General features: G+C 44.8%; 22 protein-coding genes and 1 tRNA gene. 17 read left to right on the top strand and 6 right to left on the bottom strand.

Annotated features, from left to right (window positions below):
• Window positions 1-164: 164 nt before the first annotated feature.
• From MHN00_RS18940 to glpG, 7 genes are all read left to right on the top strand, one after another.
• Window positions 165-638: a hypothetical protein gene (locus MHN00_RS18940; RefSeq protein ID WP_039226966.1), complete on the top strand. Its 474-nt coding sequence runs from the start codon at window positions 165-167 to the stop codon at window positions 636-638.
• Window positions 635-1,810 carry a hypothetical protein gene (locus MHN00_RS18935; protein WP_039226964.1) on the top strand — a complete coding sequence of 392 codons (1,176 nt, stop codon included), beginning with the start codon at window positions 635-637 and terminating at the stop codon, window positions 1,808-1,810. The genes MHN00_RS18940 and MHN00_RS18935 overlap by 4 nt, the downstream gene beginning before the upstream one ends.
• A 9-nt stretch (window positions 1,811-1,819) precedes the next feature.
• Window positions 1,820-4,264 (top strand): EAL domain-containing protein, encoded by a 2,445-nt coding sequence (locus MHN00_RS18930; RefSeq protein ID WP_239302063.1) that lies wholly within the window; start codon window positions 1,820-1,822, stop codon window positions 4,262-4,264.
• A gap of 163 nt (window positions 4,265-4,427) precedes the next feature.
• A complete protein-coding gene (locus MHN00_RS18925) occupies window positions 4,428-5,624 on the top strand; it encodes a glycine C-acetyltransferase (protein ID WP_014977894.1) in 1,197 nt (398 codons plus the stop codon).
• The gene (gene tdh / locus MHN00_RS18920) at window positions 5,621-6,646 is read left to right on the top strand and encodes an L-threonine 3-dehydrogenase (protein WP_014947766.1); all 1,026 of its coding nucleotides are present in this window, start codon (window positions 5,621-5,623) and stop codon (window positions 6,644-6,646) included. The genes MHN00_RS18925 and tdh overlap by 4 nt, the downstream gene beginning before the upstream one ends.
• Window positions 6,646-6,957 (top strand): thiosulfate sulfurtransferase GlpE, encoded by a 312-nt coding sequence (glpE, locus tag MHN00_RS18915; RefSeq protein WP_014947767.1) that lies wholly within the window; start codon window positions 6,646-6,648, stop codon window positions 6,955-6,957. The genes tdh and glpE overlap by 1 nt, the downstream gene beginning before the upstream one ends.
• A 140-nt stretch (window positions 6,958-7,097) precedes the next feature.
• A complete protein-coding gene (glpG, locus tag MHN00_RS18910; RefSeq protein WP_039226959.1) occupies window positions 7,098-7,961 on the top strand; it encodes a rhomboid family intramembrane serine protease GlpG in 864 nt (287 codons plus the stop codon).
• 55 nt (window positions 7,962-8,016) lie between these two features.
• Here glpG and MHN00_RS18905 read toward each other — a convergent pair whose 3' ends face one another.
• Window positions 8,017-8,430 (bottom strand): flagellar basal body-associated protein FliL, encoded by a 414-nt coding sequence (locus tag MHN00_RS18905; protein ID WP_039226957.1) that lies wholly within the window; start codon window positions 8,428-8,430, stop codon window positions 8,017-8,019.
• 148 nt (window positions 8,431-8,578) lie between these two features.
• On the opposite strand from MHN00_RS18905, the gene MHN00_RS18900 reads away from it, so the two are divergent.
• The gene (locus tag MHN00_RS18900; protein WP_239302062.1) at window positions 8,579-9,148 is read left to right on the top strand and encodes a chorismate lyase; all 570 of its coding nucleotides are present in this window, start codon (window positions 8,579-8,581) and stop codon (window positions 9,146-9,148) included.
• Window positions 9,145-10,002: a 4-hydroxybenzoate octaprenyltransferase gene (gene ubiA / locus MHN00_RS18895; RefSeq protein WP_239302061.1), complete on the top strand. Its 858-nt coding sequence runs from the start codon at window positions 9,145-9,147 to the stop codon at window positions 10,000-10,002. Before MHN00_RS18900 ends, ubiA begins: the two co-directional genes overlap by 4 nt.
• 101 nt (window positions 10,003-10,103) lie before the next feature.
• Here ubiA and MHN00_RS18890 read toward each other — a convergent pair whose 3' ends face one another.
• Entirely contained in the window at window positions 10,104-10,355 is a 252-nt protein-coding gene (locus MHN00_RS18890) for an accessory factor UbiK family protein (protein WP_014975278.1), read from the bottom strand.
• Window positions 10,356-10,467: 112 nt separating this feature from the next.
• Between MHN00_RS18890 and rep the strand changes: the two genes are divergently transcribed.
• Window positions 10,468-12,483, top strand: coding sequence for a DNA helicase Rep (gene rep, locus MHN00_RS18885; RefSeq protein WP_039226949.1), 2,016 nt, complete (start codon window positions 10,468-10,470; stop codon window positions 12,481-12,483).
• A 45-nt stretch (window positions 12,484-12,528) separates the two neighbouring features.
• On the opposite strand, the gene MHN00_RS18880 is transcribed toward rep, so the two are convergent.
• Entirely contained in the window at window positions 12,529-15,129 is a 2,601-nt protein-coding gene (locus tag MHN00_RS18880; RefSeq protein ID WP_014947774.1) for an EAL domain-containing protein, read from the bottom strand.
• Window positions 15,130-15,232: 103 nt separating this feature from the next.
• Window positions 15,233-15,640 (bottom strand): c-type cytochrome, encoded by a 408-nt coding sequence (locus tag MHN00_RS18875; RefSeq protein WP_014947775.1) that lies wholly within the window; start codon window positions 15,638-15,640, stop codon window positions 15,233-15,235.
• A gap of 264 nt (window positions 15,641-15,904) precedes the next feature.
• On the opposite strand from MHN00_RS18875, the gene MHN00_RS18870 reads away from it, so the two are divergent.
• From MHN00_RS18870 to MHN00_RS18855, 4 genes are all read left to right on the top strand, one after another.
• A tRNA-Arg gene (locus tag MHN00_RS18870) sits at window positions 15,905-15,981 on the top strand.
• Between the two features lie 192 nt (window positions 15,982-16,173).
• Window positions 16,174-17,586 carry a Na+/H+ antiporter NhaC gene (gene nhaC, locus MHN00_RS18865; RefSeq protein ID WP_239302060.1) on the top strand — a complete coding sequence of 471 codons (1,413 nt, stop codon included), beginning with the start codon at window positions 16,174-16,176 and terminating at the stop codon, window positions 17,584-17,586.
• 103 nt (window positions 17,587-17,689) lie between these two features.
• Window positions 17,690-19,459: a BCCT family transporter gene (locus tag MHN00_RS18860; RefSeq protein ID WP_239302058.1), complete on the top strand. Its 1,770-nt coding sequence runs from the start codon at window positions 17,690-17,692 to the stop codon at window positions 19,457-19,459.
• 139 nt (window positions 19,460-19,598) lie between these two features.
• Window positions 19,599-20,228 carry a hypothetical protein gene (locus tag MHN00_RS18855; protein ID WP_239302056.1) on the top strand — a complete coding sequence of 210 codons (630 nt, stop codon included), beginning with the start codon at window positions 19,599-19,601 and terminating at the stop codon, window positions 20,226-20,228.
• Window positions 20,229-20,364: 136 nt separating this feature from the next.
• Here MHN00_RS18855 and MHN00_RS18850 read toward each other — a convergent pair whose 3' ends face one another.
• Window positions 20,365-20,613: a DUF2960 family protein gene (locus MHN00_RS18850; RefSeq protein WP_014947779.1), complete on the bottom strand. Its 249-nt coding sequence runs from the start codon at window positions 20,611-20,613 to the stop codon at window positions 20,365-20,367.
• Window positions 20,614-21,074: 461 nt separating this feature from the next.
• On the opposite strand from MHN00_RS18850, the gene MHN00_RS18845 reads away from it, so the two are divergent.
• From MHN00_RS18845 to MHN00_RS18835, 3 genes are read left to right on the top strand one after another with little or no spacing between them, the layout of a single operon-like run.
• A complete protein-coding gene (locus MHN00_RS18845) occupies window positions 21,075-21,746 on the top strand; it encodes a hypothetical protein (RefSeq protein ID WP_239302054.1) in 672 nt (223 codons plus the stop codon).
• Window positions 21,736-22,236: an ImmA/IrrE family metallo-endopeptidase gene (locus MHN00_RS18840; RefSeq protein ID WP_239302053.1), complete on the top strand. Its 501-nt coding sequence runs from the start codon at window positions 21,736-21,738 to the stop codon at window positions 22,234-22,236. Before MHN00_RS18845 ends, MHN00_RS18840 begins: the two co-directional genes overlap by 11 nt.
• A gap of 1 nt (window position 22,237) precedes the next feature.
• On the top strand, window positions 22,238-23,362 hold the full coding sequence (locus MHN00_RS18835; RefSeq protein WP_239302052.1) for a beta family protein: 1,125 nt from the start codon (window positions 22,238-22,240) through the stop codon (window positions 23,360-23,362).
• A gap of 12 nt (window positions 23,363-23,374) precedes the next feature.
• Here MHN00_RS18835 and MHN00_RS18830 read toward each other — a convergent pair whose 3' ends face one another.
• Complete coding sequence (locus MHN00_RS18830) at window positions 23,375-24,103, bottom strand: sce7726 family protein (protein ID WP_239302051.1); 729 nt, start codon at window positions 24,101-24,103, stop codon at window positions 23,375-23,377.
• Window positions 24,104-24,205: the final 102 nt, after the last annotated feature.

Raw genomic sequence — 24,205 nt, 5'->3', positions numbered from 1 at the left:
TGCCAAAAGATACGAACAATAGGAAAAAATACTGTTGATAGACCAGGGCACCATCACAAGCTAATTGTCGCTTAATTTACTTAATTGTAAGGTAAAACTATCAACTATTATCTACACTTAGCGTTGCGAAGTGTTCCTTTGAAATAACAGGGAGTCGTTACTGAATGAAAAAGCCCGCTTTGCGATGGCTATCCACTGTTCTTGCTTATACTCAATTTAGACTGGTGCTATTGCTGAATATTGCACTGTTTTCAGGCGTGCCTGCCGCACACGCAGCAGAACTAAACGTCATGGTTAATGAGAGTGTCATGGTTTCAGAGCTAAACCGCTCTGAGCTTCGTCAGATATTTACCGGCCATCGTCAATATTGGAGCGATGGTACTAAAATCACGGTATTTGTATTGCAAGATAACGATGAGCTCCACAAGCAGTTTTGTCGTGAAGTACTTCAGATGTTCCCTTATCAATTATCTCGCTTATGGGATCAAATCACCTATTCTGGGCAGGGCGTTACACCCGTTAGGGTCACGTCTTACCAAGCGTTGATAGAGGCGTTAGAAAGTACCACAGGCGCTATCGGCTATGTTGAACATACCGAAATTGTGAAATTAAGACGCGTAGAGGTAGGAACAGAATGAATAAATACATCGCTCTCGCGTTTGGCATGATAAGCATGCCTGTCCTTGCTTCACAGGGAGATTTTTCGTGGCACGGTTATGTCTCTCAAGGTGTAACTCAGTCACATGGAAGTAACTTTATAACTGACGATAACGCAATAACAGGTGAGCTCACCGAAGTTGGGCTAAATGGTTACTATCGAATAGCGGAAAACATCTCTGTTGCCGGGCAAATTAATTATTTAGACGGCGGGAATCGTTTTGAGCAGGGCGCTCGTTTAGATTATTTGTTTATTGACTGGAAATTGCCTGACTTGCCCGGTAAATGGCAAGGACAAGTCCACATTGGTCGCTTCAAAAACCGCCACTGGCTGTACTCAGTGACCAGAGATGTGCCACAAACACGTTACACGTCTGTTCTTCCCCAGTCTGTGTACTTTGACGGGTTTCGCGACGTTGCTTTGGGAAGCAACGGTATCCAAACCAGTTTCTCACACTATGGTGCTCAGAATATCTGGGAATTAAACTGGAGTTACGGTCGCTCTAATATTAACGACTCCCAGAGAGATTTTTTACTCGGCGACGAAGCAAAAGGCGACATCAAGCAAGACTTTGTTCATCAAGCCAGCGTGTTCTGGCAACCGGCTACCATGACATGGAAACTAGGTGCCAGCTGGTTGAGTTCTGATTTCAGGTACACACCTTCTCAGAATGACAACCGTATTGCAGGTAATGCAGACATAGAGCGTATTATGTTGTCTGCGCAATACTTTGCAGAAAACTGGGAAGTGTCGGCTGAGCTAATTCGAGAAGTCCAGGATAGCAAAGGGCTATTCTTCCCTGGTTTTGCTTTTAAACGCACAGGCGAAGGCGGTTTTGTTCAGTTTAGGTATTTGTTTAATAACAATGTAAGTGGTCTTATTGGCTACGACACATACATCAACGACAGGTCAGATCGAGACGGAAAGCAGTTAGAGGCTATGACAGGCGGCGTGATCCCCGCCTACTTTGGCTATCAAGATACGTATACCCTAGGCTTGCGTTGGGACATTGCACCGAAGTGGCGACTTCAAGGTGAGTATCATTGGGTTGAAGGTGCGACAAGGGTAGTGAGCTTATTGAACTTAGATGTGGCGTCTCATGCCGATAAGCATTGGGAAATGTGGTCAGTGCAATTGATGTATTGGTTTTAAGGGCATTAGATGAAGGTTCAGGTATCTTTCACCACTAAAACCATCACAATTTTGTTGGCTATGGTATTAACTGTGGCTGTAGTTATATCAACGGTTCTTATTCAGGAGTCTGACGCTCGAATTCTGCTCCAGCAAAGGGAAAACCAAGTTAGTAATCAACGACGGGTTCAGCTTTTTGAAGACATTCTGCACGGCAGAATGATCACGCTTATTGATATCATCAGCCATAAGAGTGGAGGCAACGCAGATAGCCTTGAATCGCTACAACAAACGCTTAGCGGTCTTAGTGAATACCTGACCCTTAACTTTCAAGTTGAATCGCTGTATTTGTTTGACGAACACGGCGTTGTTGGCAACCCGCTACAGCCAGTAAATAAAACCATTGAAAAGCTAGTGAATACCACTCGGGCGTCGTTTGAAAGCCGCTCACTATTGTCCTGTGACTCGGTATGCACGCACTACATTTCAATTCCAATTATGGCAAACGGTGAAACCTTGCCTGTCATCGTTGTGTCCACGTCGATGAGAGAACTGCTATACCTGTTTAGTCGCGCTACCGATGTACACAAAGTTGCTGTCGTCCAGCACAAAGAAACCTCATCTGAGTTGTCAGAATTAAGGGTGGCAAGCCAAGTGTCTGCGGCTAATCGACAATACTTTCAATCTCTATTTGATGCGTTACCCGATAATTGGCGAATTGACGATTTAGTTATTAGAGGCATGAACGTTGCGCTGGAAAATCAGCAGTTGCTGGTTAGTTTACTGCCTTTTAATCACGCATCAGGTGATCATCCTTACTTGCTCATTGTGCAAGACGTGTCGGCCATGGTGCGTCAAAACGAACAATACCAGTACATCGTTATTTCTAGCGCTGTTGCGCTATTTTTTATCTTCTCTTCGCTGCTTTACCTTTTTCTAAATCAATACAGAATACGCTTGTTAGATGTAAGCGAACGTTTGCCTATGCTGGCCGAACACAAGTTTAGCGAGTTTTACACCATTGCAGCTAAACGAAGGAAGTCGCCTATTTTCAAATTCACAGATGAATTGGACGTAGTTGAAGACGCGGCAAATAATCTGGCGCGCCAGCTAGAAAGCTTTGACGGACAAATGGCTATTAACACCGCGAAGCTTGAAAAAATGGCGATGTTCGATGTGTTAACCGGACTTCCCAACCGTAATATGCTGACGTTTCAAATAGAAAAGCAGCTAGCTGGTTCAATTCGCGACGATAGGTTAGTGGCACTGATGTTCATGGACCTTGATGACTTTAAAAAGGTTAACGACAGTCACGGTCATGACGTCGGCGATAAACTTTTAAAAGCTGCTGCTATGCGTATTTCTAAGCCGATCAGAGAGTCGGATATTGCATCTCGATTTGGCGGTGATGAGTTTGTTATTTTACTTTCAAATATCGAAAGCAAAAAGCACGTAGATACGGTAGCCAAAAAGCTGATAGAAGAGTTTAAAGAGCCAATCATTGTAGATGGCGTAACCTTTTACGTTTCTATCAGTATCGGTATTGCTATTACCAACCACTCTCGCGCCACGCCAGTAGAACTGCTGCGTCATGCTGATATTGCGATGTACGAAGCCAAAGCCAAAAAAGGGGCGGAGTATCGCGTGTATGACGCCACCATGAACCTTAAAGTAATGCAGAAGGTTGAGCTGGAGTCAGAGGCGCGTGAAGCCCTTAGAGACAACCAGTTTAGCTTAGCGCTTCAGCCCCAAATTGAGATGCACACGGGAAGGCTGGTGGGCTTTGAAGCGCTATTGCGTTGGCAACACCCTAAAAAGGGTAATATTTCCCCAGCCGATTTCATACCGCTTCTTGAAAACACGTCATTCATGCTTGAGCTTGATTACTGGGTAATTACGCGCTCAACTTATTTAATCAGAGAGCTTAAAAATAGCGGCTACTCCGACGTGAAGATGGCGATTAATTTGTCAGCGGGTCAGTTCTTAGACCCGAGTTTGCCTGAATTCTTGCAGCAGCAAATTATCAAAAATGACATAGCGCCCGACCAAGTTTGCTTAGAGTTAACCGAAACGGTATTGGTATCAGATATCAAGCGTGCAACCACCATCATGCAAAATATTCGCGACATGGGGTGCATGCTGGCTATCGACGATTTCGGCACGGGCTATTCGTCGTTGAGTTATCTTAAATCGTTACCCGCCGACTACATCAAAATTGACCGCTCGTTTGTGGCAAATATCGCCAGCAGTGCTGATGATAGAAATATTGTTCACTCTACGATCTCTATGGTGCGCAACATGGGAATGCAAGTGGTGGCAGAAGGAATTGAAACCAGTGAACAGTACGAGTTGCTGTGTCATTTCGACTGCAACCTAGGTCAAGGCTACCTTATCAGCAGACCTATTCCTGAGGTTAACATTTGGGACGTGTTAAGCGACAAAGTAGAGTTTGGTTTTTGGAAAGAATCCGCCTAGGGCGACTTTACCGTTTCAAAAGGTGCACGCTTCATCAATGTAGTGTGCTGAATAATTTACAAACTTAGTCGACAAACCCATTAAATACAGCGCAAGGGTGTGTACCCTCTACCGCGCTTTCATTAAACTAACGGTTTTAATATACCTACACTCGGAGAATGGCATGTCTGCGGCATTTATTTCTCATTTGCAATCGCAAATTGAAGCCACGAAAGAAGATGGTTTGTACAAAAAAGAGCGTGTTATCACGTCGCAACAACAAGCGGATATTGGTGTTGCTAACGGCGAGCACGTTATTAACTTTTGTGCCAACAACTACCTTGGTCTTGCAAACAATGAAAGCTTGATTGAAGCAGCAAAGAAAGGCCTGGATAGCCATGGTTTTGGTGTAGCATCTGTACGATTCATTTGCGGTACACAAGACATTCACAAGCAACTGGAAGCCTCTATCAGCGACTTCCTCGGTACAGAAGACACCATTTTGTACCCATCGTGCTTCGACGCGAACGGCGGTTTATTTGAAACGCTATTAGGCCCTGAAGATGCCATTATTTCTGATGCGTTAAACCACGCCAGTATCATTGACGGTGTGCGCCTATGTAAAGCTAAGCGTTATCGCTACGCCAATAACGATATGGCAGCATTAGAAGAACAGTTGAAGCAAGCTGATGCCGATGGCGCACGTTTCAAAATTATTGCCACCGACGGTGTGTTTTCGATGGACGGCGTGATTGCCGACTTAGCCTCTATTTGCGACCTGGCTGACAAGTATGACGCCATGGTAATGGTAGACGATTGTCACGCAACGGGCTTCCTTGGCGAAAACGGCAAAGGCAGCCATGAGTATTGTGGCGTTATGGGTCGTGTAGACATCATCACCGGTACTCTAGGTAAAGCACTAGGCGGCGCGTCTGGCGGTTACACCTCGGGTAAAAAAGAAGTCGTAGAGTGGTTGCGTCAACGCTCGCGTCCTTATCTTTTCTCAAACTCGGTTGCGCCACCTATCGTTTCAGCATCGCTTAAAGTGTTTGAAATGATGAAAGAAGGTGACGAGCTTCGCGCTAATTTATGGCGCAACGCCAATCACTTCCGTACGCGTATGGAAGAAGCGGGCTTCACATTAGCTGGTAAAGATCACGCTATTATTCCTGTTATGCTAGGCGATGCCCGTTTAGCTAGCGAAATGGCAGACAAGATGCTTGAGAAAGGCATCTATGTTATCGGTTTCTCTTACCCTGTTGTGCCGAAAGGTCAGGCCCGCATTCGTACGCAAATGTCAGCAGGTCATAGCCTTGAACATGTTGATAAAGCGGTAGATGCATTTATTGAAGTTGGCCGTGAATTGGGAGTAATTTCATGAAGTCGCTAGTTAAAGCGAAAGCAGAAAAAGGTATTTGGCTACAAGACACGCCAGAACCTGAAGTAGGGCACAATGACCTACTGATTAAAATTCGCAAAACCGCCATTTGCGGCACCGACATGCACATTTACAACTGGGACGAATGGTCACAGAAAACCATTCCGGTACCTATGGTTGTAGGCCACGAGTATGTGGGCGAAGTCGTAGGTATGGGCCAAGAAGTGAAAGGGTTTAAGGTTGGCGACCGTGTTTCGGGCGAAGGCCATATTACCTGTGGCCATTGCCGTAACTGTCGTGCAGGTCGTGTACATTTGTGTCGCAACACTGAAGGCGTAGGCGTAAACCGCCCGGGCGCTTTTGCTGAATACTTGGTAATTCCTGCATTTAACGCGTTTAAAATTCCAGACAACATTAGTGACGACCTTGCGTCTATCTTTGACCCGTTTGGCAACGCTGTTCACACTGCACTAAGTTTCGACTTGGTGGGTGAAGACGTGCTGATAACAGGTGCCGGCCCAATAGGTATTATGGCTGCTGCAGTTGCAAAGCATGTAGGTGCTCGTCATGTTGTGGTTACCGACATTAATCCTTACCGTCTTGAGCTTGCTAAAAAAATGGGTGCAACCCGCGCCGTTGACGTAAGCAAGGAAGACTTGAAAGACGTAATGAACGAACTTGGTATGACAGAAGGCTTCGATGTGGGTCTGGAAATGTCTGGTGTGCCGGTGGCTTTCAGAGACATGCTGAATAAAATGAACCATGGCGGCAAAATTGCCATGCTGGGAATACCTCCACAAGATGTTGCCATCGATTGGAACCAGGTTATTTTCAAAGGCTTAGTGATAAAAGGTATCTACGGCCGTGAAATGTTCGAAACATGGTACAAAATGGCGAGCTTGCTGCAGAGCGGCTTAGATCTATCGCCTATCATCACACACACCTTTTCTATTGATGACTTTCAGAAAGGGTTTGATACCATGGGGTCTGGACACTCAGGTAAAGTTATTCTGGACTGGCAATAATGACAACATTCTCACACATTAGCGTAAACGACGTTGCAAACTTTCAAGGTGACGTAACCATTGTGGATATTCGCGATCCTCAATCGTTTGCTAATGGACACATGCCTAACGCAGCGCAGCTGAACAACGACAACTTTGCAGCGTTTATCGACCAAACGCCCAAAGATATCCCAGTGGTTGTAGTGTGCTACCACGGCGTAAGCAGCCAGCAGGCGGCCCAAGTGATTGCACAGCAAGGCTTTGAAACCGTTTATAGTATGGACGGTGGCTTCGAAGCATGGCGACTGGCAAATCCGGTAGTCACGGCATAGCGATTTGATAAAGGTGCACAATGTGCACCTTTATTTTTTGCAGCTACTGCAGTATTTCAGTATAAAGAGGTTATATACCGCGCCCTTGGTATATGTCATATCGCATTCATATTCTTCTGCTTCGGGGTAACAACTAGCTTATGGCTCATCCTTTAATTGCGTTCAATCAGCAAAGTCCTGCACATCTTCTCGCCAATTATTTAACCAGTCAGCACATTCAGGCCGCTGTAATACAGCACGATAAAGAGTTCGTGGTGGTATTAGATAATCACGACCATCTCGACCGTGCAAAAATTATTGCGGATGGCTTTTTGGCAAACCCTACCGATCCGAAGTACCAGCAAGCCGCATGGGATAATGGCAAGAACGTACGGCTGGCGCCTTCGGGTAATGGCTTTTCCGTGGGTAATATCATTGCCGATGCCGTGAAAGCGCCTTTTACCTCGGTGGTATTTATTCTGTGTGTTGCGGTTTATTTACTGTCATTGTTTGGACTGTTTGCCCCTATCGCACAGCATTTATTGATGCAGCCATTTTCCATTTTGTCGCAAAATCACGAATGGTGGCGATTACTAGGCCCTGCGTTCATTCATTTTTCGGCGCTGCACATTATATTTAACCTACTGTGGTGGGGCATGCTGGGAGCTAAAATTGAACGCACCCTTGGCATGAGCATGCTACTTATTGTGTTCTTAGTGTCGGCCACTATTTCGAACGCCGCACAAGCCTTATTTAGTGACCCTGTGCAAGGCAACCTGTTCTTGTTTGGCGGCTTGTCTGGTGTGGTGTATGCAGTAATGGGCTTTGTGTGGTGGCTAGGCTGGTTGCGACCAAGTTGGGGCTTGTCGCTGCCAAATTCAATTGTGGGCTTTATGTTGGTGTGGTTGGTACTAGGTTATGCCGATATTTTGTGGGTAAACATGGCAAATGCTGCACATACAGCGGGGCTTATTTCTGGATGTTTGCTCGCCGGGGCCTTAAGTCTTGGGTCGGGTAAACGCTAGTGGCGCAATATGTAGCTAAAAGGCGAACGTTAGCCTTTTAGCCCGTTATCTACTTTTAACCGCCTTGGTATAAGTATTTGGTGAAGATAACGTTCTTCACCACTTCGCCGCCTGTCTCTTGCTTCATGTGCTCTTGCAACGCTTTAAGAATAGCGCGGCGAATGTCTTCACGACCAGTTAGTGATTTAACTTTCTCTGCCGGTTGCTGACCAAATATTTCAATGGCAGTAGAGCGCAGTAACGGCATGTGGTGTTCAGCAATTTCAAGCTGATTAACATCGTGGATCATCAATTCAACTGACACGCGTACATAGCCTAGCTTTTGTGCGCTATCGCTAATGTAGTTGGTAACAATCTCTGGCTCTAAGCCCAAATAAGCATAGTTGGCCTTGTCTTGCGCCATTGCTGCGTTACAACCAAGAACGAAAAAACTAACCGCAAAAACGCGTAAAACTAAAGACTTAAGCATAGTGAAGTCCGAAACACCAAAGTAATAAATTCACTTGGTAGTGTAGCAAAACTCTGATTAAACACACTACTGCAAAAGTTTAACCGAGTGAAAATAATTGAACATGACGTGTTATCATACTAACAGATTCATTATTCGGGCTTTTCGTGTGAGTTTTAATGCCACTTTTCCAGTGGGTTTGGCGGTTGACTGGCAAGCACCTTCTGGCATCACAATTCCTAATGAACAGCTAAAAAACTGGCTGTTAGACACTGGGTCGTTAACCGAGCGAGTGCAGTCTTTAAGCAACCACTTTTCTCTAGAGCTTATTGGCCAGCACGAGCAGATTCCTCACGACAATGAACTGTCGTTGTTACTCGACAACGGTGAAACCCATTATCAAGCGAGAGAAATTCTCCTATGTGGCGATCATAAGCCGTGGGTGTTTGCACGTTCTATCATCCCTCAAGCCTTTGTTGATAGCGAGCTTTCAGATCTTGGCCGGGAGCCTTTGGGAAAACGCCTGTTTAATGATAAGCGCTTTACACGCTCAGAGTTTCAACTGTGTACAGTGCCAGCTTCGCAGTTTGGTATTAACAGTAATCAAACCTTGTGGGGCAGGCGCTCGTTGTTTACGTTAGGCAACTACAGCATGATAGTAGCAGAGGTATTTCTTCCGTCCTCACCGGCCTATAGCCGCTCTGCTAAAAACGAAAAGGAAAGCGAAAAGCAATTATGAAGCACAATTGGAACGCCTATGCGCGACTGATGCGCCTTGATAAACCAGTCGGTATTTACTTGCTGCTGTGGCCTACGCTGTGGGCGCTTCTTATGGCCGCACAAGGTTTACCGCCTTTAGGCATTACGCTCATTTTTGTAGCTGGCGTAGTTGTCATGCGTTCAGCCGGGTGTGTGATTAACGATTATGCAGACAGAAAAGTAGACGGTAGCGTAAAGCGCACTGCCCAGCGTCCGCTTGCAACCGGAGAAGTGTCGGCTAAACAAGCGCTACAACTTTTTGGTGCGCTTATCGCTTTAGCATTTGTCTTAGTGTTATTCCTCAATTGGCAAACCATTGCGTTGTCGGTGGTAGCCTTACTTCTAGCAGCAAGCTACCCCTTCATGAAGCGTTACACCAATTTACCGCAGGTGGTATTGGGTGCCGCGTTCGGTTGGGCCATTCCTATGGCATTTATGGCTGTGATAGAAACAGTACCAGCGTACGGCTGGTGGTTGTTTATTGCTAACTTACTATGGACGGTAGCTTACGACACCATGTACGCCATGGTAGACCGCGATGACGACTTACAAATAGGCATCAAGTCTACGGCCATATTGTTCGGCAAAAACGACGTGCTCATAGTCATGCTGCTACAGGCCGCTGCCCTTGTCATTTTGTGGTGTATAGGCTGTGCTATTAACGCAACCTGGCCTTACTACTTAGCCGTGCTGTTTTCGGCTCTGCTATGCGTGCGCCAGTATCAGCTTATTAAACGCCGTCAGCGTGAAGGCTGTTTCACCGCGTTTATTGAAAACCACTATATTGGTTTAGCCATCACGCTAGGAACGGCACTGCATTTTTATTTGGTGTAACAGTAAAAGTAACTAGCCCAATACAAACCATTGTTAATGGTGTTCAGCCACAAAAAAAGCGCCATAAAGGCGCTTTTTGAGTTTCTGTAAGCTTTGAACGCCTACTTTTCCGCTAGCTTCGCTTCAAGCTCAGCAATGCGGCTTTCCATAGCGTCTAGCTTTTCACGAGTGCGAATAAGCACTTGGCTTTGAATATCGAACTCTTCGCGAGTCACTAAATCAAGCTTAGACAGCTGCGACTGCAATACCGCCTTTACTCGACCTTCGGCTTCTTCAGCCATATTTTTAACGCCAGGTGGAACGGCATCAGCAATTTGTTTCGCTAAATCTTCGAGTTTCTTCGGATCCAACATGGAATTCCCTTATAATGCGCAGCTCAAATTATGAAAGCTATTCTATCGGTATCGACACGACATGCAATGAAAACTGTGTCGCGCCAAAAATGTACGTTGTTCTAGGTATTAAATGAAACTAAATGAAGCTCAAGAGTCTGCCGTAACCTTTGTGTCTGGCCCATGTTTGGTGCTGGCTGGGGCGGGTAGTGGTAAAACGCGCGTAATTACCAATAAGATTGCTCATTTAGTTAGAAACTGCGATATGCCAGCTCGCTACATTGCAGCGGTAACCTTTACCAACAAAGCAGCACGTGAAATGAAAGAACGTGTAGCGCAGACCTTGGGCAAGCCAGAGGCGCGCGGGCTAAAAGTGTCGACCTTCCACACCATGGGCTTAACCATTATTAAAGCGCATGTGAAAGATCTTGGCTTAAAGCCAGGTTTCTCGTTATTCGATGATAAAGACTCGTTCGCGTTGCTTAACGATTTGACGTCCGACACCCTCGATGGTGATAAAGATCAGCTTCAGCTTTTACAAAGCTGCATCTCGAACTGGAAAAACGACCTTATCTTGCCTGATGCTTTATTAAAATCAGCAACCAGCACGGGCGAGAGAGAGTTTGCAGAAGCCTACAAGCGTTACCAAGACAACCTTAAGGCATATAACGCGCTAGACTTCGACGACCTAATTTTATTACCTACATTGCTTTTAAAAAGTAGCGAAGCAATAAGAGCCAAATGGCAGAGCAAAATTCGCTACTTGCTGGTGGATGAGTACCAAGATACCAATACCAGTCAGTACGAGTTGGTAAAGCTATTAGTAGGTGAGCGTGCGCGCTTTACCGTGGTGGGCGACGATGACCAGTCTATCTATTCATGGCGTGGCGCTAAGCCACAGAATTTGCACCTATTACAGCAAGACTTTCCGCGCTTAAACGTCATTAAGCTACAGCAAAATTACCGCTCGTCAGGTCGTATTCTGCATTGCGCGAATATTCTTATTCAGAACAATCCGCATTTGTTCGATAAAACCCTGTTCTCAGAGCTGCAGTACGGCGAGCCGCTAAAAGTAATAGAGGCGAAGAACGAAGAGCATGAAGGTGAGCGCGTGGTGGCAGAACTGCTGGCGCATAAGTTCATGAACCGCACCCAGTTTAAAGACTACGCCATTTTGTATCGCGGGAATCATCAAAGTCGTATTTTCGAAAAGCTGTTAATGAGTAACCGCATTCCGTACAAAATTAGCGGCGGTATGTCGTTCTTTGGCCGTGCCGAGGTGAAGGACATCATGGCTTATTTAAGGCTGTTGGTGAACCAAGACGACGATAACGCTTTGCTTCGCATTATTAACACGCCAGGGCGCGGTATAGGCCGTGCTACGCTAGAAAAGCTGGGTAACTTTGCCAATAGCTTGGGCGTGTCTATGTTCGAAGCGGCGACGCACCCTAACTTAAATAGCGTGTTACCCGATAAAGCTTTTCATTCGGTTTCTACCTTTGCCCGCTGGGTAGTGGAGTTGTCGGACAATGCAGAGCGTGGCAACACCGCTGACGCGGTTCGCACCATGATCCGCACTATGGGCTACGAAGAATGGCTATATGAAACCAGCGCCAGCCCCAAAGCCGCCGAAATGGCCATGGCCAACGTAAGTACCTTATTCGGTTGGGTTAACGATATGCTGGAAGGTAATGACCTAGACCAACCCATGACCTTAACCGAAGTGGTGAACCGTCTGATATTGCGCGACATGATGGAGCGCGGCGAAGACGACGGGGAAGGGGATCAAGTTCAATTAATGACGCTGCACGCATCAAAAGGTTTGGAATTTCCTATTGTATTTTTAGTGGGTATGGAAGAAGGCTTATTGCCGCACCAAAGCAGCATTGACGAAGACAACGTAGAAGAAGAGCGCCGACTTGCTTATGTGGGAATTACTCGCGCCCAGCGCGAGCTTATATTCAGCCTTGCTAAAGAGCGTCGACAGTTTGGTGAAGTTATCAACCCAGAGCCAAGCCGCTTTCTGTTCGAATTGCCGCCTGACGATGTACAGTGGGAAAATCAGAAACCGAAGGCAACAAAAGAAGAACGCCAGCAAAAGGCACAGGTGGGAATTGCTAACCTACGAGATATTCTAGGGAAAAAGTAGCCTCCTATTTGAGACGAGGTTACGCTGGCAAGTAAGTACTAACTATCAGCTTGCTAGCGACGTCATATCCAGCACTTTGGCGTGCTTCAATACTTTGCCTTGACCATAAATGCATTCAATTTCATTAAGTGCATCTAGCTGCGCCTGTGAGTCTACGCCTTCAGCAATAACCTGAAACTTCAAGTGCTCTGAAATAAGCATAACAGACTGAATAAGTTTTAAGTTTCGTTGAGAGCGAGGCAGTGACTTAACAAAGCGATGATCAATTTTGATGAAGTCGAAGGGGTAGGCAAACAAATAACTCAATGAAGCCAATCCGCTTCCAAAGTTATCCAGCACCAAAGTTACGCCCGCACGTTTTAGCTTCTTAATAGCAGGAAGAATGAACTGAGAACGGCGATTTAAGTCGTTTTCATCAAACTCAAATACCAGCTGGCTAGGCGTAATACCTGATGTTTCAATCACATTAATCATCTGGTTTACCATAGATGCCTGTAGCAAATGATTAATTGAAACGTTAACCGCTATTTTATTTATCGGGTCGTCGGTGTTTTTATAATGGTTTAACAGCTCGCAGGCTTTGGTTAGCTGGAACAAGTCTAAATCTAGCGTAAGGCCACTATGTTCTGCCACTTGTCTAAACTGCTCTCTGGCAATCTTGCCGTAGGCAGGGTGCGACCAGCGAATATACATCTCTTTATACAGCGTGCTGTCGTCATTAAGCTTTATAACGGGCTGTAGGAAGTAATCGAACTCTTCTTCACGCAGTGCACGTCTGAACTCATTTTCAAGCTCAAGTTCTTCAATAAGCCTGTCGCGCATGCTCTTGTCGAACATAACAAAGCGTCCGCGGCCTAGCGTTTTCGCTTGATACATAGCGGCATCGGCATCACGAAGCACTTCATCAGCGGCGCGATAATAGGTTTCTAAGTGCGCAATACCAATACTTGCACCTGAATACATCTCTCGACCATCAAGCAAGAACGGTTCGGAAATAGATGAAATTATACGGCTAGCCACTTCTTCTACGTCTGCTTCATCTTCAAAGTTATCAAGCAGTACAACAAACTCATCGCCGCCTAAGCGCGCTAGCAGGTCGTGACCACGAATACACAGTGCAATACGTCTAGCTACTTCAATTAAGAACTCATCGCCGGCGTGATGACCTAGGGTATCGTTAATAACTTTAAAGCGGTCTAGGTCGATAAACAGCACCGCAAACATGTTTTCGCTGTAACGCTGCTTACTGGCAATAGCCAGCTCTAAGCGGCTAGTGAACATGGCACGGTTAGGCAAATCAGTTAACGAGTCGTGATGCGCATCGTGAATAAGCTTAAGCTCAATCTCTTTACGCTCTTCAATTTGTTGCTTTAAGAACTTATTAGCACGGTTTAGCTCGGCTGTGCGTTCTTTAACGCGCTCCTCAAGCTCAACGTTATAGCGCTGCATCGACTCGGTATTGCGCTTACGCTCAATGGCTACCGCGATATGGTGTGATACAAAGCGCAAAAGCTCTTGGTCGCGAGAATTGTATTTAGCGTGTTTACCGTAGGTTTGTACAGCAATAACACCTGCTATTTCTCCATCTACAACAAGCGGCGAACCTAACCACGAGTTCGCACTGTTTAGCATAGTTTGCGCAACCGACACATCCAAATCGCCAGACTCTGCAAGCTCCAATACTCTGGGCGGATTGACCAGCTCAGCTTGCCCCGTTCGCAATACGAATTCAGTTAGACCAAGCCCCAAAGGCCTTGAACTTATGTTCTTTTCTTGTGCGTCACTAAAATACGGGAATGCGAGTAGCTCTTTTTCCTTATCAAGAATGGCAATGTAACAGTTAGGTGCGCTAATTAGCCTGGCTAAAATTTCGTGCAGACTGGAGTAAAACACATCCATATCGCCTTCAAGGTTAGCCGCCAGCTCAGATATCTCGAATAAAGCCTGCTGTAGCGACTCTACTTTTTGGCGCTCTAATATTTCTTCTTGGAGGTCGTCGTTAATTTTTCGCAGTTGGCGGGTGCGTTCGCGGATGGTGCGTTCAGTGAGCTCACGGTTTTTTACTCTATCAACCGTGGTAACGATGTGTTGAGAAACGAACAGCAGTACTTCTAAATCTTCTTGCGTATAGTGCACACCTTCATCATAAGTTTGCACTACCATGGCACCTATGACTTGGCTTCCCCGTTTAAGGGGCACGCCCAGCAGCTCAAAAGGCTGCGAGCCAACTAGCTTTATATCATGCTGAGAGGCAAAGTTTTCTTCATCGTCACGTTTGTAAAATAGATGATCACCGGTTTTAAGAATGTAACCGGTCATGCCGTCCATTAACGATTCAGCGGGGAGCTGGCGAACGGTTTGTTCGTCGAATTCGTCAATGAAGTAAGCGAAATCGACAACGTTACTGTCGGGTTCGTAAAAGGCGACAAAGAAGTTATCGGCATTCATAAAATCGGCAATGATTTCATGAATAGCGGAATAAAGGCGATTAAGGTGACTTACAGAACTGGCAAGTTCAGAAATGTCGAAAAGCGCCTTCTGAACACGTTCAGCGCGCTTGTACTTGTCAGTGAGTTGCTGAAGCTGCGGTATAAGTTCGCGCAGTTCTTCTTCCGTCAACTCATGTTGCGTCGAATCTTGTGACATTCCGCTCGCCAGTAAAAAAGTAACGTTTCCCCAAAGAGTTAAATTACCCGATTAGAGGGTAAAACGCTACTTTTTCCATCAAGTTGTTACGATTTAGCGGGTATTAGATACCTTCAATCATATACTCGATTGCAGCTTTAATTTCGTCATCAGAACAGTTACCGCATGTACCACGAGGAGGCATAGCGTTAATACCGTTCAATGCGTTTTGCCATACGCCATCAAGACCGCGCTCGTCTAGACGTGGTTGCCAGTCTGCTGCAACGTGAACTTTAGGAGCTCCTAAAACGCCTGCTGAGTGACATGCAACACATGCAGAGTTGTAAACGTCTTCACCAGACTTTGCACCGCCAGCTGCGCCAGCACTTCCTTCAGCCGCTGCGCCTGCAACGTGTACCTGACCTACCGGCTTAATGCGATCGGCAATTTCATCGTTACTCATTTCTTGTGCTTGTGCTGCAAAAACAGTTAGCGCAGTAGCAGCAACAGTTAACCAAGTCTTTAATTTCACATCTGTCTCCAGGCAATGATGAATTTGTTTAAAATATAACTGGCCAGATTATAACGGTTAATTGGGGTTGAACAACTATTTGAAGCCAATTACCCATAAAAAGTAAGGATTTTTAACACTTGTTCCAAGCCACCTAAAGAGATTTTAATAAATGAGTTGAAGCCAACCCACCGCGTAAGTATTATTACGCCCCGTTTGCAGCGTACATTTAACTGCGTATTTTTTCTTTGCGAACGTACACGGTTATTACAACCGAAGCACGATCCGCCCTTAGCTCAGCTGGATAGAGCGCGGCCCTCCGGAGGCCGAGGTCAGAGGTTCGAATCCTCTAGGGCGGGCCATTTCCTTTTCTAGTGACCTATGAAGGAATAATCTCCTTCAGCCTTTCTATATCAGAATCGAGCACGCCTACCTTAGACGTGGCTGCAACTCTAACGTCCAATCCAATGCAACATCAAAGTCATTCCAACGCATAGCAAAGTCGTTATACTGTTTTTCACTAGTTCATTTTAAAGCGTATCAACGTGCCTATAATGTCGCCGCAGTCTATTCAACGCCCAAGCTTTACTCAGTCACTACTTTGTTTTGGTGTTATTGTCGCACTGATAGCAGGCGGATTGTTTGGCCTGGGCATTAGCCTGCATGCATTACTATTTCTGTGTTTGCTATGGGCTGGTATCAATGCCTTTAGCTTGGGGTACAAGTACCTGCAAATCCGCGATTTAATGACCAGCGCATTAACCCGGGCCATGCCAGCAATCTATATTTTTATCCTCATTGGTATGGTTATCGCCAGCTTTATGCAAAGTGGCACTATCTCAACGCTAATTTATTACGGTTTAAGTTGGCTAAACCCCAGCATATTTCTTGCGGTGGGATTAATTTTGTGTGCGGTAATGTCGGTGGCTACAGGCACATCGTGGGGGACGGTGGGCACTATGGGTGTAGTGCTGATGGGTATTGGCGCTGCTATGAACATACCACTGCCCATTGTGGCAGGCATGGTGGTATGTGGTGCGACGTTTGGCGATAAAATGTCCCCGGTGTCTGATACCACCAATCTCGCATCCATGAGCGCGGGTACCAACCTGTATCGGCATATGTACGCCATGCTGCTAACTACACTGCCTAGCTTTCTTCTAACTTTTGTAATTTTCTTGGTAATAGGCTTTAGCTATGCAGACCAAAACTTAAATGTTGACGAAATAATCAAAATAAAAGCTGCACTCGCCAGTCACTATAACCTTGCACCCTATATAACACTGTTGCCGCTGGTGTTGCTTACGGTAATGAGTATCAAGAAAGTGCCGGCTGAAGTAACCATGTCGTGCAGTGTTTTGCTGGCCGTTATCATCGCCATTTTCTATCAAGACACCAATACCATTAGCGTGCTTAACGCATTGTGGGAAAACACCCCTCAAAATACGGGTATCGCAAATTTAGATGCCTTACTAGGACGAGGCGGCATTAGTAGCATGAGCTGGACGTTGCTCCTCGCCTTAATGGCAATCGCATTGGGCGGCATACTGCACGGTGCAGGCTTTCTAGCTGCGTTACTGAAAGGCATTATTGAACGGGTAAAACGCACAGCAACCCTAATTGCCGTGACCATTGCGTCTGGTTTTCTAGGCAATGTGGCCATGGGCGAGGCCTATATCTCTATCATTTTGAATTGCCAGCTGTTTAAACCGAAATATGAACAGCAGAACCTTGACCCCGCTGTGCTATCTCGGTCGGTAGAAGAAGGTGCCACTATGACCACAGGCCTTATTCCATGGACAACGGCTGGTGCGTTTTACTCTGCCACCCTGGGCGTTGACGTGCTCGATTACGTGCCCTACGCGTTCTTCAACTATCTAAACGGCGTTATTGCAGTATCCATGGCCGCATTGGGCATGGGCATGCTAACAACCAAAGCACGAATGAATAAACGCACACCGATTTGAAGCAGCCCAATAGCTAACACAATTCTGATAAACTGTTTTTTAAGATCGCCCGTTTAAAGCCAAACGTATAGGGCATCTATAAAAACAAAACAAAGGATCGTGTATGAGTAGTAATACCCGAGATGCGGCCTCCTCCAAGGCCATTATTAAACAGGAAGGCGCGTTTAGCGTAATCGACAAGCCCACTTTTTTTGGCTCTCTTATTCTTCTTCTCTCTGTCACCATTCCCCTAATTATTTGGCCGGACCAAGGCGCACAGTGGGTGGCAGCCGCAAAAGACTTCGTAACCAGTAAACTAGGTGTTTTATACCTCTTGCTTGGCGTTGGCGCTGGTGGGTTCATGGTTTACATCATGTTCAGCGACATTGGACAAATAAAACTAGGCGACCCGGAAGAGAAACCCGAGTTCTCGCCAGTATCATGGGCTGCCATGCTGTTTTGTGCAGGCATAGGCGCGTCTATTTTGTATTGGTCCATGATTGAATGGGTGTACTACTACCAAGCGCCACCGTTTCACGTAGAAGGTGAAACCCCCGAAGCCGCAAAATGGGCTGCAGCCTACGGTATCTTCCACTGGGGCCCGCTTGCCTGGGCAATTTACCTCATTCCCGCCGTACCTATTGCGTACTTCTACTATGTGCGCAATCACAGCGTACTTAAAATATCTGAAGCCCTTATGCCGGTTATTGGCGAGAAAATGGCTCATGGCTGGCTGGGTAAAATTATCGACATCAGCTTTATCTTCGGAATGTTAGGCGGCGGGGCGACCACGTTAGGTTTGGCTGCGCCTATGATCAACGAAGGGGTGCATGAACTATTCGGCGTACCTAAATCGCTTACCACCCAAGTTCTGGTGCTAGTAACCTGTACTGCTATCTTTGGTTACAGCGCGTATGTAGGCTTAAAGAAGGGTATTAAGCTGCTGTCAGACATTAATTTTTGGCTGGCCATAGGATTGCTACTATTTATATTTGTTGTGGGACCTACGTTGTTTATGGCCAATACCGGCCTAGATGCTTTGGGCCGAGTACTTAGCAACATTATTAAAATGGCTACCTGGCTAGAGCCTTTTGCCGAATTTAATGGCTTTCAAAACACGCATTTCCCTCAAGACTGGACCATATTCTACTGGGCATGGTGGTTGGTATTTGCACCAAGCGTAGGGCTTTTTATCGCGCGCATTTCAAGGGGGCGGACTATTCGTACTATGGTGGCGGGCTCTATGTTCTTCGGCACTATGGGCTGCTTTTTATTCTTCATGGTAATGGGAAATTATGGCTTGTATTTGCAGCTTTCGGGTGAACTAGACGTGGTGAGTATTCTTAACCAAGAAAGCCCTACGGCCGCGATTTTCGCCATGCTACATACGCTGCCATTGGACTACATAGTCATTTTTGTATTCACTTTATTAGCGCTAATATTTACCGCAACTACCTTCGACTCCATTTCTTACATTCTGGCAGCTGTAGTGCAAAAAGAAGTAGACGAAGAGCCATTGCGGTGGAACCGTTTGTTCTGGGCATTCGCGTTATCGTTTATGCCTATAGTGCTTATGTTTGTAGGTGGATTAGAAACGCTTCAAACGGCGTCGATAATAGGGGGTGTTCCGCTATTAGCTGTGGCCTTAATGTTATGTATTGCCATAGTGCGGGCGGCCAATTATGACATGCGTTACCAGCCCGATTACTCGGTAAAAGAAATCAATATAGGGGAATTCCCCGACGACGACCCGTGGAGCGAAGAAGGTACATGGGATATTGATGAAGAAGGCGAAGAGAGTGATGGTGAAACGCCTATTGCCGCAAAGCCTAAACAAAGACCGCCAAAAGGCCACGTTGAGGGCGACCCGCACAGCAGACCGTCGCGGTTGTAGCTTTTATCGTATCTGAATGAAACAAACGCCGCACAAGGGCGGCGTTTGTATTAGCTGAGCACAATTAGCGTACCCTAAAAAAGCGACTGTGGTACTGTAATCACCGTTTGCACCCTTTCAACTTTACGCATGTAGCAGAATGTCAGTTAAGAATTATCAGAAATTCTATCAGCCACTAAACGCGGTACGTTCGGCTGATTTTAATCGCTGCATTTACTGCGGCTGCGAAGCTGCACGGCAAGACTTTATTCCACCCATAAAATTCATTCACGACTGGCAAGACGGACATCTACAGGCCGACTTTATTTCCGTGCCTGCATGCAACGAATGCACTGATCTTTTAAAAAATGAAAACAACGCCACGCTAGAACCCAGAATAACCGTGTTAAAAAAGCGGTTGGCGGAAAAGTACAAAAAGGCCATTCGGGTGTTTAACCACTGGAGTATGGAAGAAATTGAAGAAATGGACGCGGCATTTCAAATAAGCCTAAAAGGTGGCATGCGATTAGGCAAAGAAACCCTTTCCCGCCTTCAATTTTCAGGGTTCGATTATGAAGTGAATGGGAGTATTACGCGGGTGGCAAAACCACAACGCGAGGTGTTTAAAGTGTTCGACGAAGAGTTTAGCAGCTTTAGAGAAGCACTAGCCTTTGCCAGCGCTACCTACAAAATCAAGAAAAGCCGACTAAGTCAGCTTTATTTCGATAATGATGAAAGCTTTGATAAGGCGATTGAGGCTTTTCATGAGTTGGTTGAGGGTAACCAATAAAGCGCTTATTGGTAGCTTTGCACTTCGGTGTCAGAGGTTCGAACACTATCGAGCCCTCCATTTTTTAAGGTTTGGCCGTTAATCCCCAAAAGCAAAGTAGCTCAAAGGTCTAGTATGTGTTGAAAGGGCGCAACCATCATTCTTGCCCGTTTTTTAAAAAGTACAAATCAGAAAACCCCATTTTTGCAAATTCGGTATCTCTGAAGTTTCTTACGGTTTTTTTGTCTTTACTGATAGCGGCAAGTTGCTGTTCAGTTTGCAGGAACTGGGAAAGATCTATTCCCTCAGCTTCGGCCACGGCTTCATGCATATTTTGATGGCGGCTGTAAGAAAAATTTATCTCTTTTGCCACACCTTTAAACTTATAACGTACTTTATGGGCCATGTTCTACTCAAGTTGGTCGATGTAATTCTAAAACTGTTTAACCGGTATTATAAACTCAATTAGCGCTAATAATTACCCGTATTAAAAAAGCGGGTGGCAAAACCATAGCGCGAGGTGTCCGATGAAGAATATAGTAGCTTTAAAGAAGCGCTAGCCTTGCCAGTGCGACATACCAAATAAAGAAAAGCCGGCTGAGCCAGCTTTATTTCGACAATGATGAAAGCCTTGATAGGGCGATTGAGAGTTAACCCATGAAAAGCTGAGCAATGGCTTTTCACTCCGGAGGCAAAGGTCGCGCGTTCGAATCGCGCTGGGTGTGCCATTTTTAAAGGGCTGTAGCCTGATTATATTTTCCTAAAAATCTCTTTTTTGAAATATGTAGCAGTGCTTTTCTTCTTTTATTAGCTATTTGAGCTTACATATTGTAAATTCCAATCATTCTAGATAATGGATATATCTATATGTCGTTTGCGAAAACTCTATTATTTCATGCCACTAGCATAATTTTGGTTCTCTTACTGATTCTCATAAATCCTACACTAGCGTTTGCAAATAACCCCCAACTCCACGAACTAAGACCTATTGTAAGCGAATCTAGTGCGCCTTTATCTATTTCTAAGACGAATCAAAGTAGTGACGATAGATTAGTATTGATTGAGTTGCTTCAGAAGCAAAACTCTAAGTTGTCTGAAAAAGTTAATTTGTTAGAGAATGACCTCAAAAAGCAAACAGAATTGATTGAGAATCTTAGCAATCAAAATGAATCAATGGATTACGCTCAGTGGAGTAGTATTATGCTCGCTAGTGTTGCGCTTATTTTAACTGTTCTAGGTATCGTTTTAGCCGTTTTTTCATTTATTGGTTACCAGAAAGTACTAGACTCTGCAAAGACGACCGCTACTGAAGTAGCAGGCAGAGAAGTCGTTAATAAGATTCATGAAACTACAAAGAGCGAATTAGAGAATTTGTTCAGTAAACAAGCTATGAGTGACTCTGACTCAAATGAATATAAAAAGTTAGAACCGATTAGAAAATTTTTGCTTGATGCAGTCGCAAAAGTTATCTATCGCGGAATAAGCTTAAATGAGTACGAATCAAATTCAAGCACAAGGAATGAGCAACATGAATTATAAGTTTTCGCCCGAGTGGACTACTCTAACTGAAGCAGAGCAAAACAAAATTCTAGCTCATCAAAGCCAGCTCCCGATAAAAATAGGTGCCATAGCTAGAGAATTTGGTGCTGTTGTCAAAAGCGCTACCCTAGATACAGGTATCTCTGGTGAAATAAAAAATACGGATGGTGAAATTATTATTCGTATAAATCGCCACGACAGTAAACCCAGACAGCGATTTACCTTAGCTCACGAAATAGGGCACTTACTGCTTCATAGAGATAGAATAGGGGATGGAATTGTAGATGATATACTTTACCGTTCCAATCTATCAGATACGCTAGAAGCACAGGCAAATAGAATGGCTGCGGATTTATTAATGCCGTTCCATCTGATTGAGATGAGTTTAGCGAAATATAAAGACTTGGATAACGAGCAACGCTACGAAGCTGTAGCTTCTGAAGCAGAAGTTTCTACAACCGCATTAAAAATTAGGTTGGGGAAGTTATAGTATGCTCGTTAATGGTCATGATTATCAATATCTACCGCTTCTTTCGATCAGCCTTTCAGAAATGAGAGCAGTTGAAGAGCTTCCCGAGAAAGTTAAAGATGAAATACTACCATTATTTCCCCTCAAAGGTTGGATGAGCGCTAAAACTCTAGACAAAGCCATAGAAAGAGTAGAACGTTCATTTAACAAGAGGCCTTGGATAACTGATATAGATTCGGATTTTCTAGAAAAGTCCAAGAGGGAAATACTAGTCAAGGAAGAAGCGAGAGAAGTATTCCATGAAATAGTTGCATTGGCTGATTCAACTGATGGATATCGCAATTGGTGCAACTTTATCTCTAGTCACGATAATTTAATTCCCTGTATTCAAACTGAGGTTTTGACTGAGGTGGAAGTACAAATATCGCGATTAAAAAGACTCGGTAGAAGGGTGGTCGTTTATCTAAAGCTTTATGAGTTGAATTCAAGACAATTACAAAAAAAGCTCGATACACTTGAAAACTGTGCGCTTGAAAATGAGATATTCGTCATAGACGTAGGTGACATTGACAGTAAATATACTGCTGAGCTACCTGCTTATCTAGATATTTTAAAGCACATCTCTGACCGTTTCCCCGAATGCGATATCGCTGTAGCCTCAACATCTTTCCCTTACTCTTTTAGCGGACAAAGAAACGGCGAAGCGTCTATTTATGAAAGGCAACTCTTTCAGAGCCTAAGTCGTTCCCTTGCCCCTAAGAAACTCACTTACGCTGATCATGGAAGCACAAGAGCCGGAAGGATGTCAGGGGGAAGTGGTACACCGCCGCCAAGAATTGATTATGCACTGAAAATTGAATGGAAATTCATTCGTGAAGAATTTGAAGATAGCCGCGATATTCAAGAAGGAGAGAAGCACGGGCTATATAAGAAAATCGCGAACGAAATGATTGCTAAAGACTACTGGATCGAAAACTTGAAGTTGTGGGGGACTCAAATGATTGAGTTAACTGCTCAGGGCGATTCTTATGGTATTACCAGCGCTCAAGATGCTACGGCAGTAAGAATAAATCTGCACCTTTATCAACAACTCAATTATGAAAACGACAGCGATTCCCATGATACAGACGAGGACTGGGTAGACTAACTCAACTAACTTTTAGAGGTGGTTCCTAGTACTCCAACTGCCATTTTTAATAGTATTTGAAATACTATCTTTTCTTAATCTTTTCTTGGCATTGGTCCTGTTTCTTTGTAGCGAGTGTATGTTACTTACAGTAACATTCTCATTTAACGTTTTCCAAAACTCCAATGAACTGTCATAAAAACGGTGTTTTAAACAAAGAAAAGAGCTTTTCCTTAATTGCGATTTAGGCAAGTTCAGCGCCAAAGCTTCAAGCTGCTTTCGACCTTTTAAGTTGCTCTTTTCATTGTTACGTTTTAATAACTGCGCAAGCTCATTAGCCCTCATCATTTTGATATAGCTTAGCTTTTCAGATACCAGCTGCTTCCGTCCTCGCTTGACGGTTTTAATATTTTTACCTTTCAATACCAGTAGTTCGTGCTTAGCGCCTAGTAAGGATAGACACTTATTCTCATGTTTCTCACAAACAAATATATAGATTTTATCGAAGAACTCTCCGTATTCTTTGAGTTGTCCACTTAAGCGCTCCAAAGTATCGGCTGCACTCTTTATTTCCACTCCAATTAATTCATTGTCTTTAACAATGGCGAGGTCGATACGTCTATTAAGGCCATTAAAAGTAAATTCGTTGATAATAGTATCAGTGACCGTGATCTTACCCATCGCCCTCCAATGATCTAGGAGAGATGCTTTCATCTCTGCTTCGTGAAGATTATTTGGTGTTACTATTTCTTGTGTATGCATATACAGTATTTTAACTTAGTTTTTGTTTCAATTAAATGCCAATAATGTTAGCTAGTACACTTATTTACAGAACTCCAAGTAAAAGCATCTGAGCCGCTATGC

The organism is Alteromonas sp. Cnat2-8, from assembly GCF_022348355.1.
Classification (GTDB): Bacteria; Pseudomonadota; Gammaproteobacteria; order Enterobacterales; family Alteromonadaceae; genus Alteromonas; species Alteromonas macleodii.
Note: the sequence above shows the minus strand (reverse complement) of the source record. Positions and strands in the feature narration are given on the sequence as shown.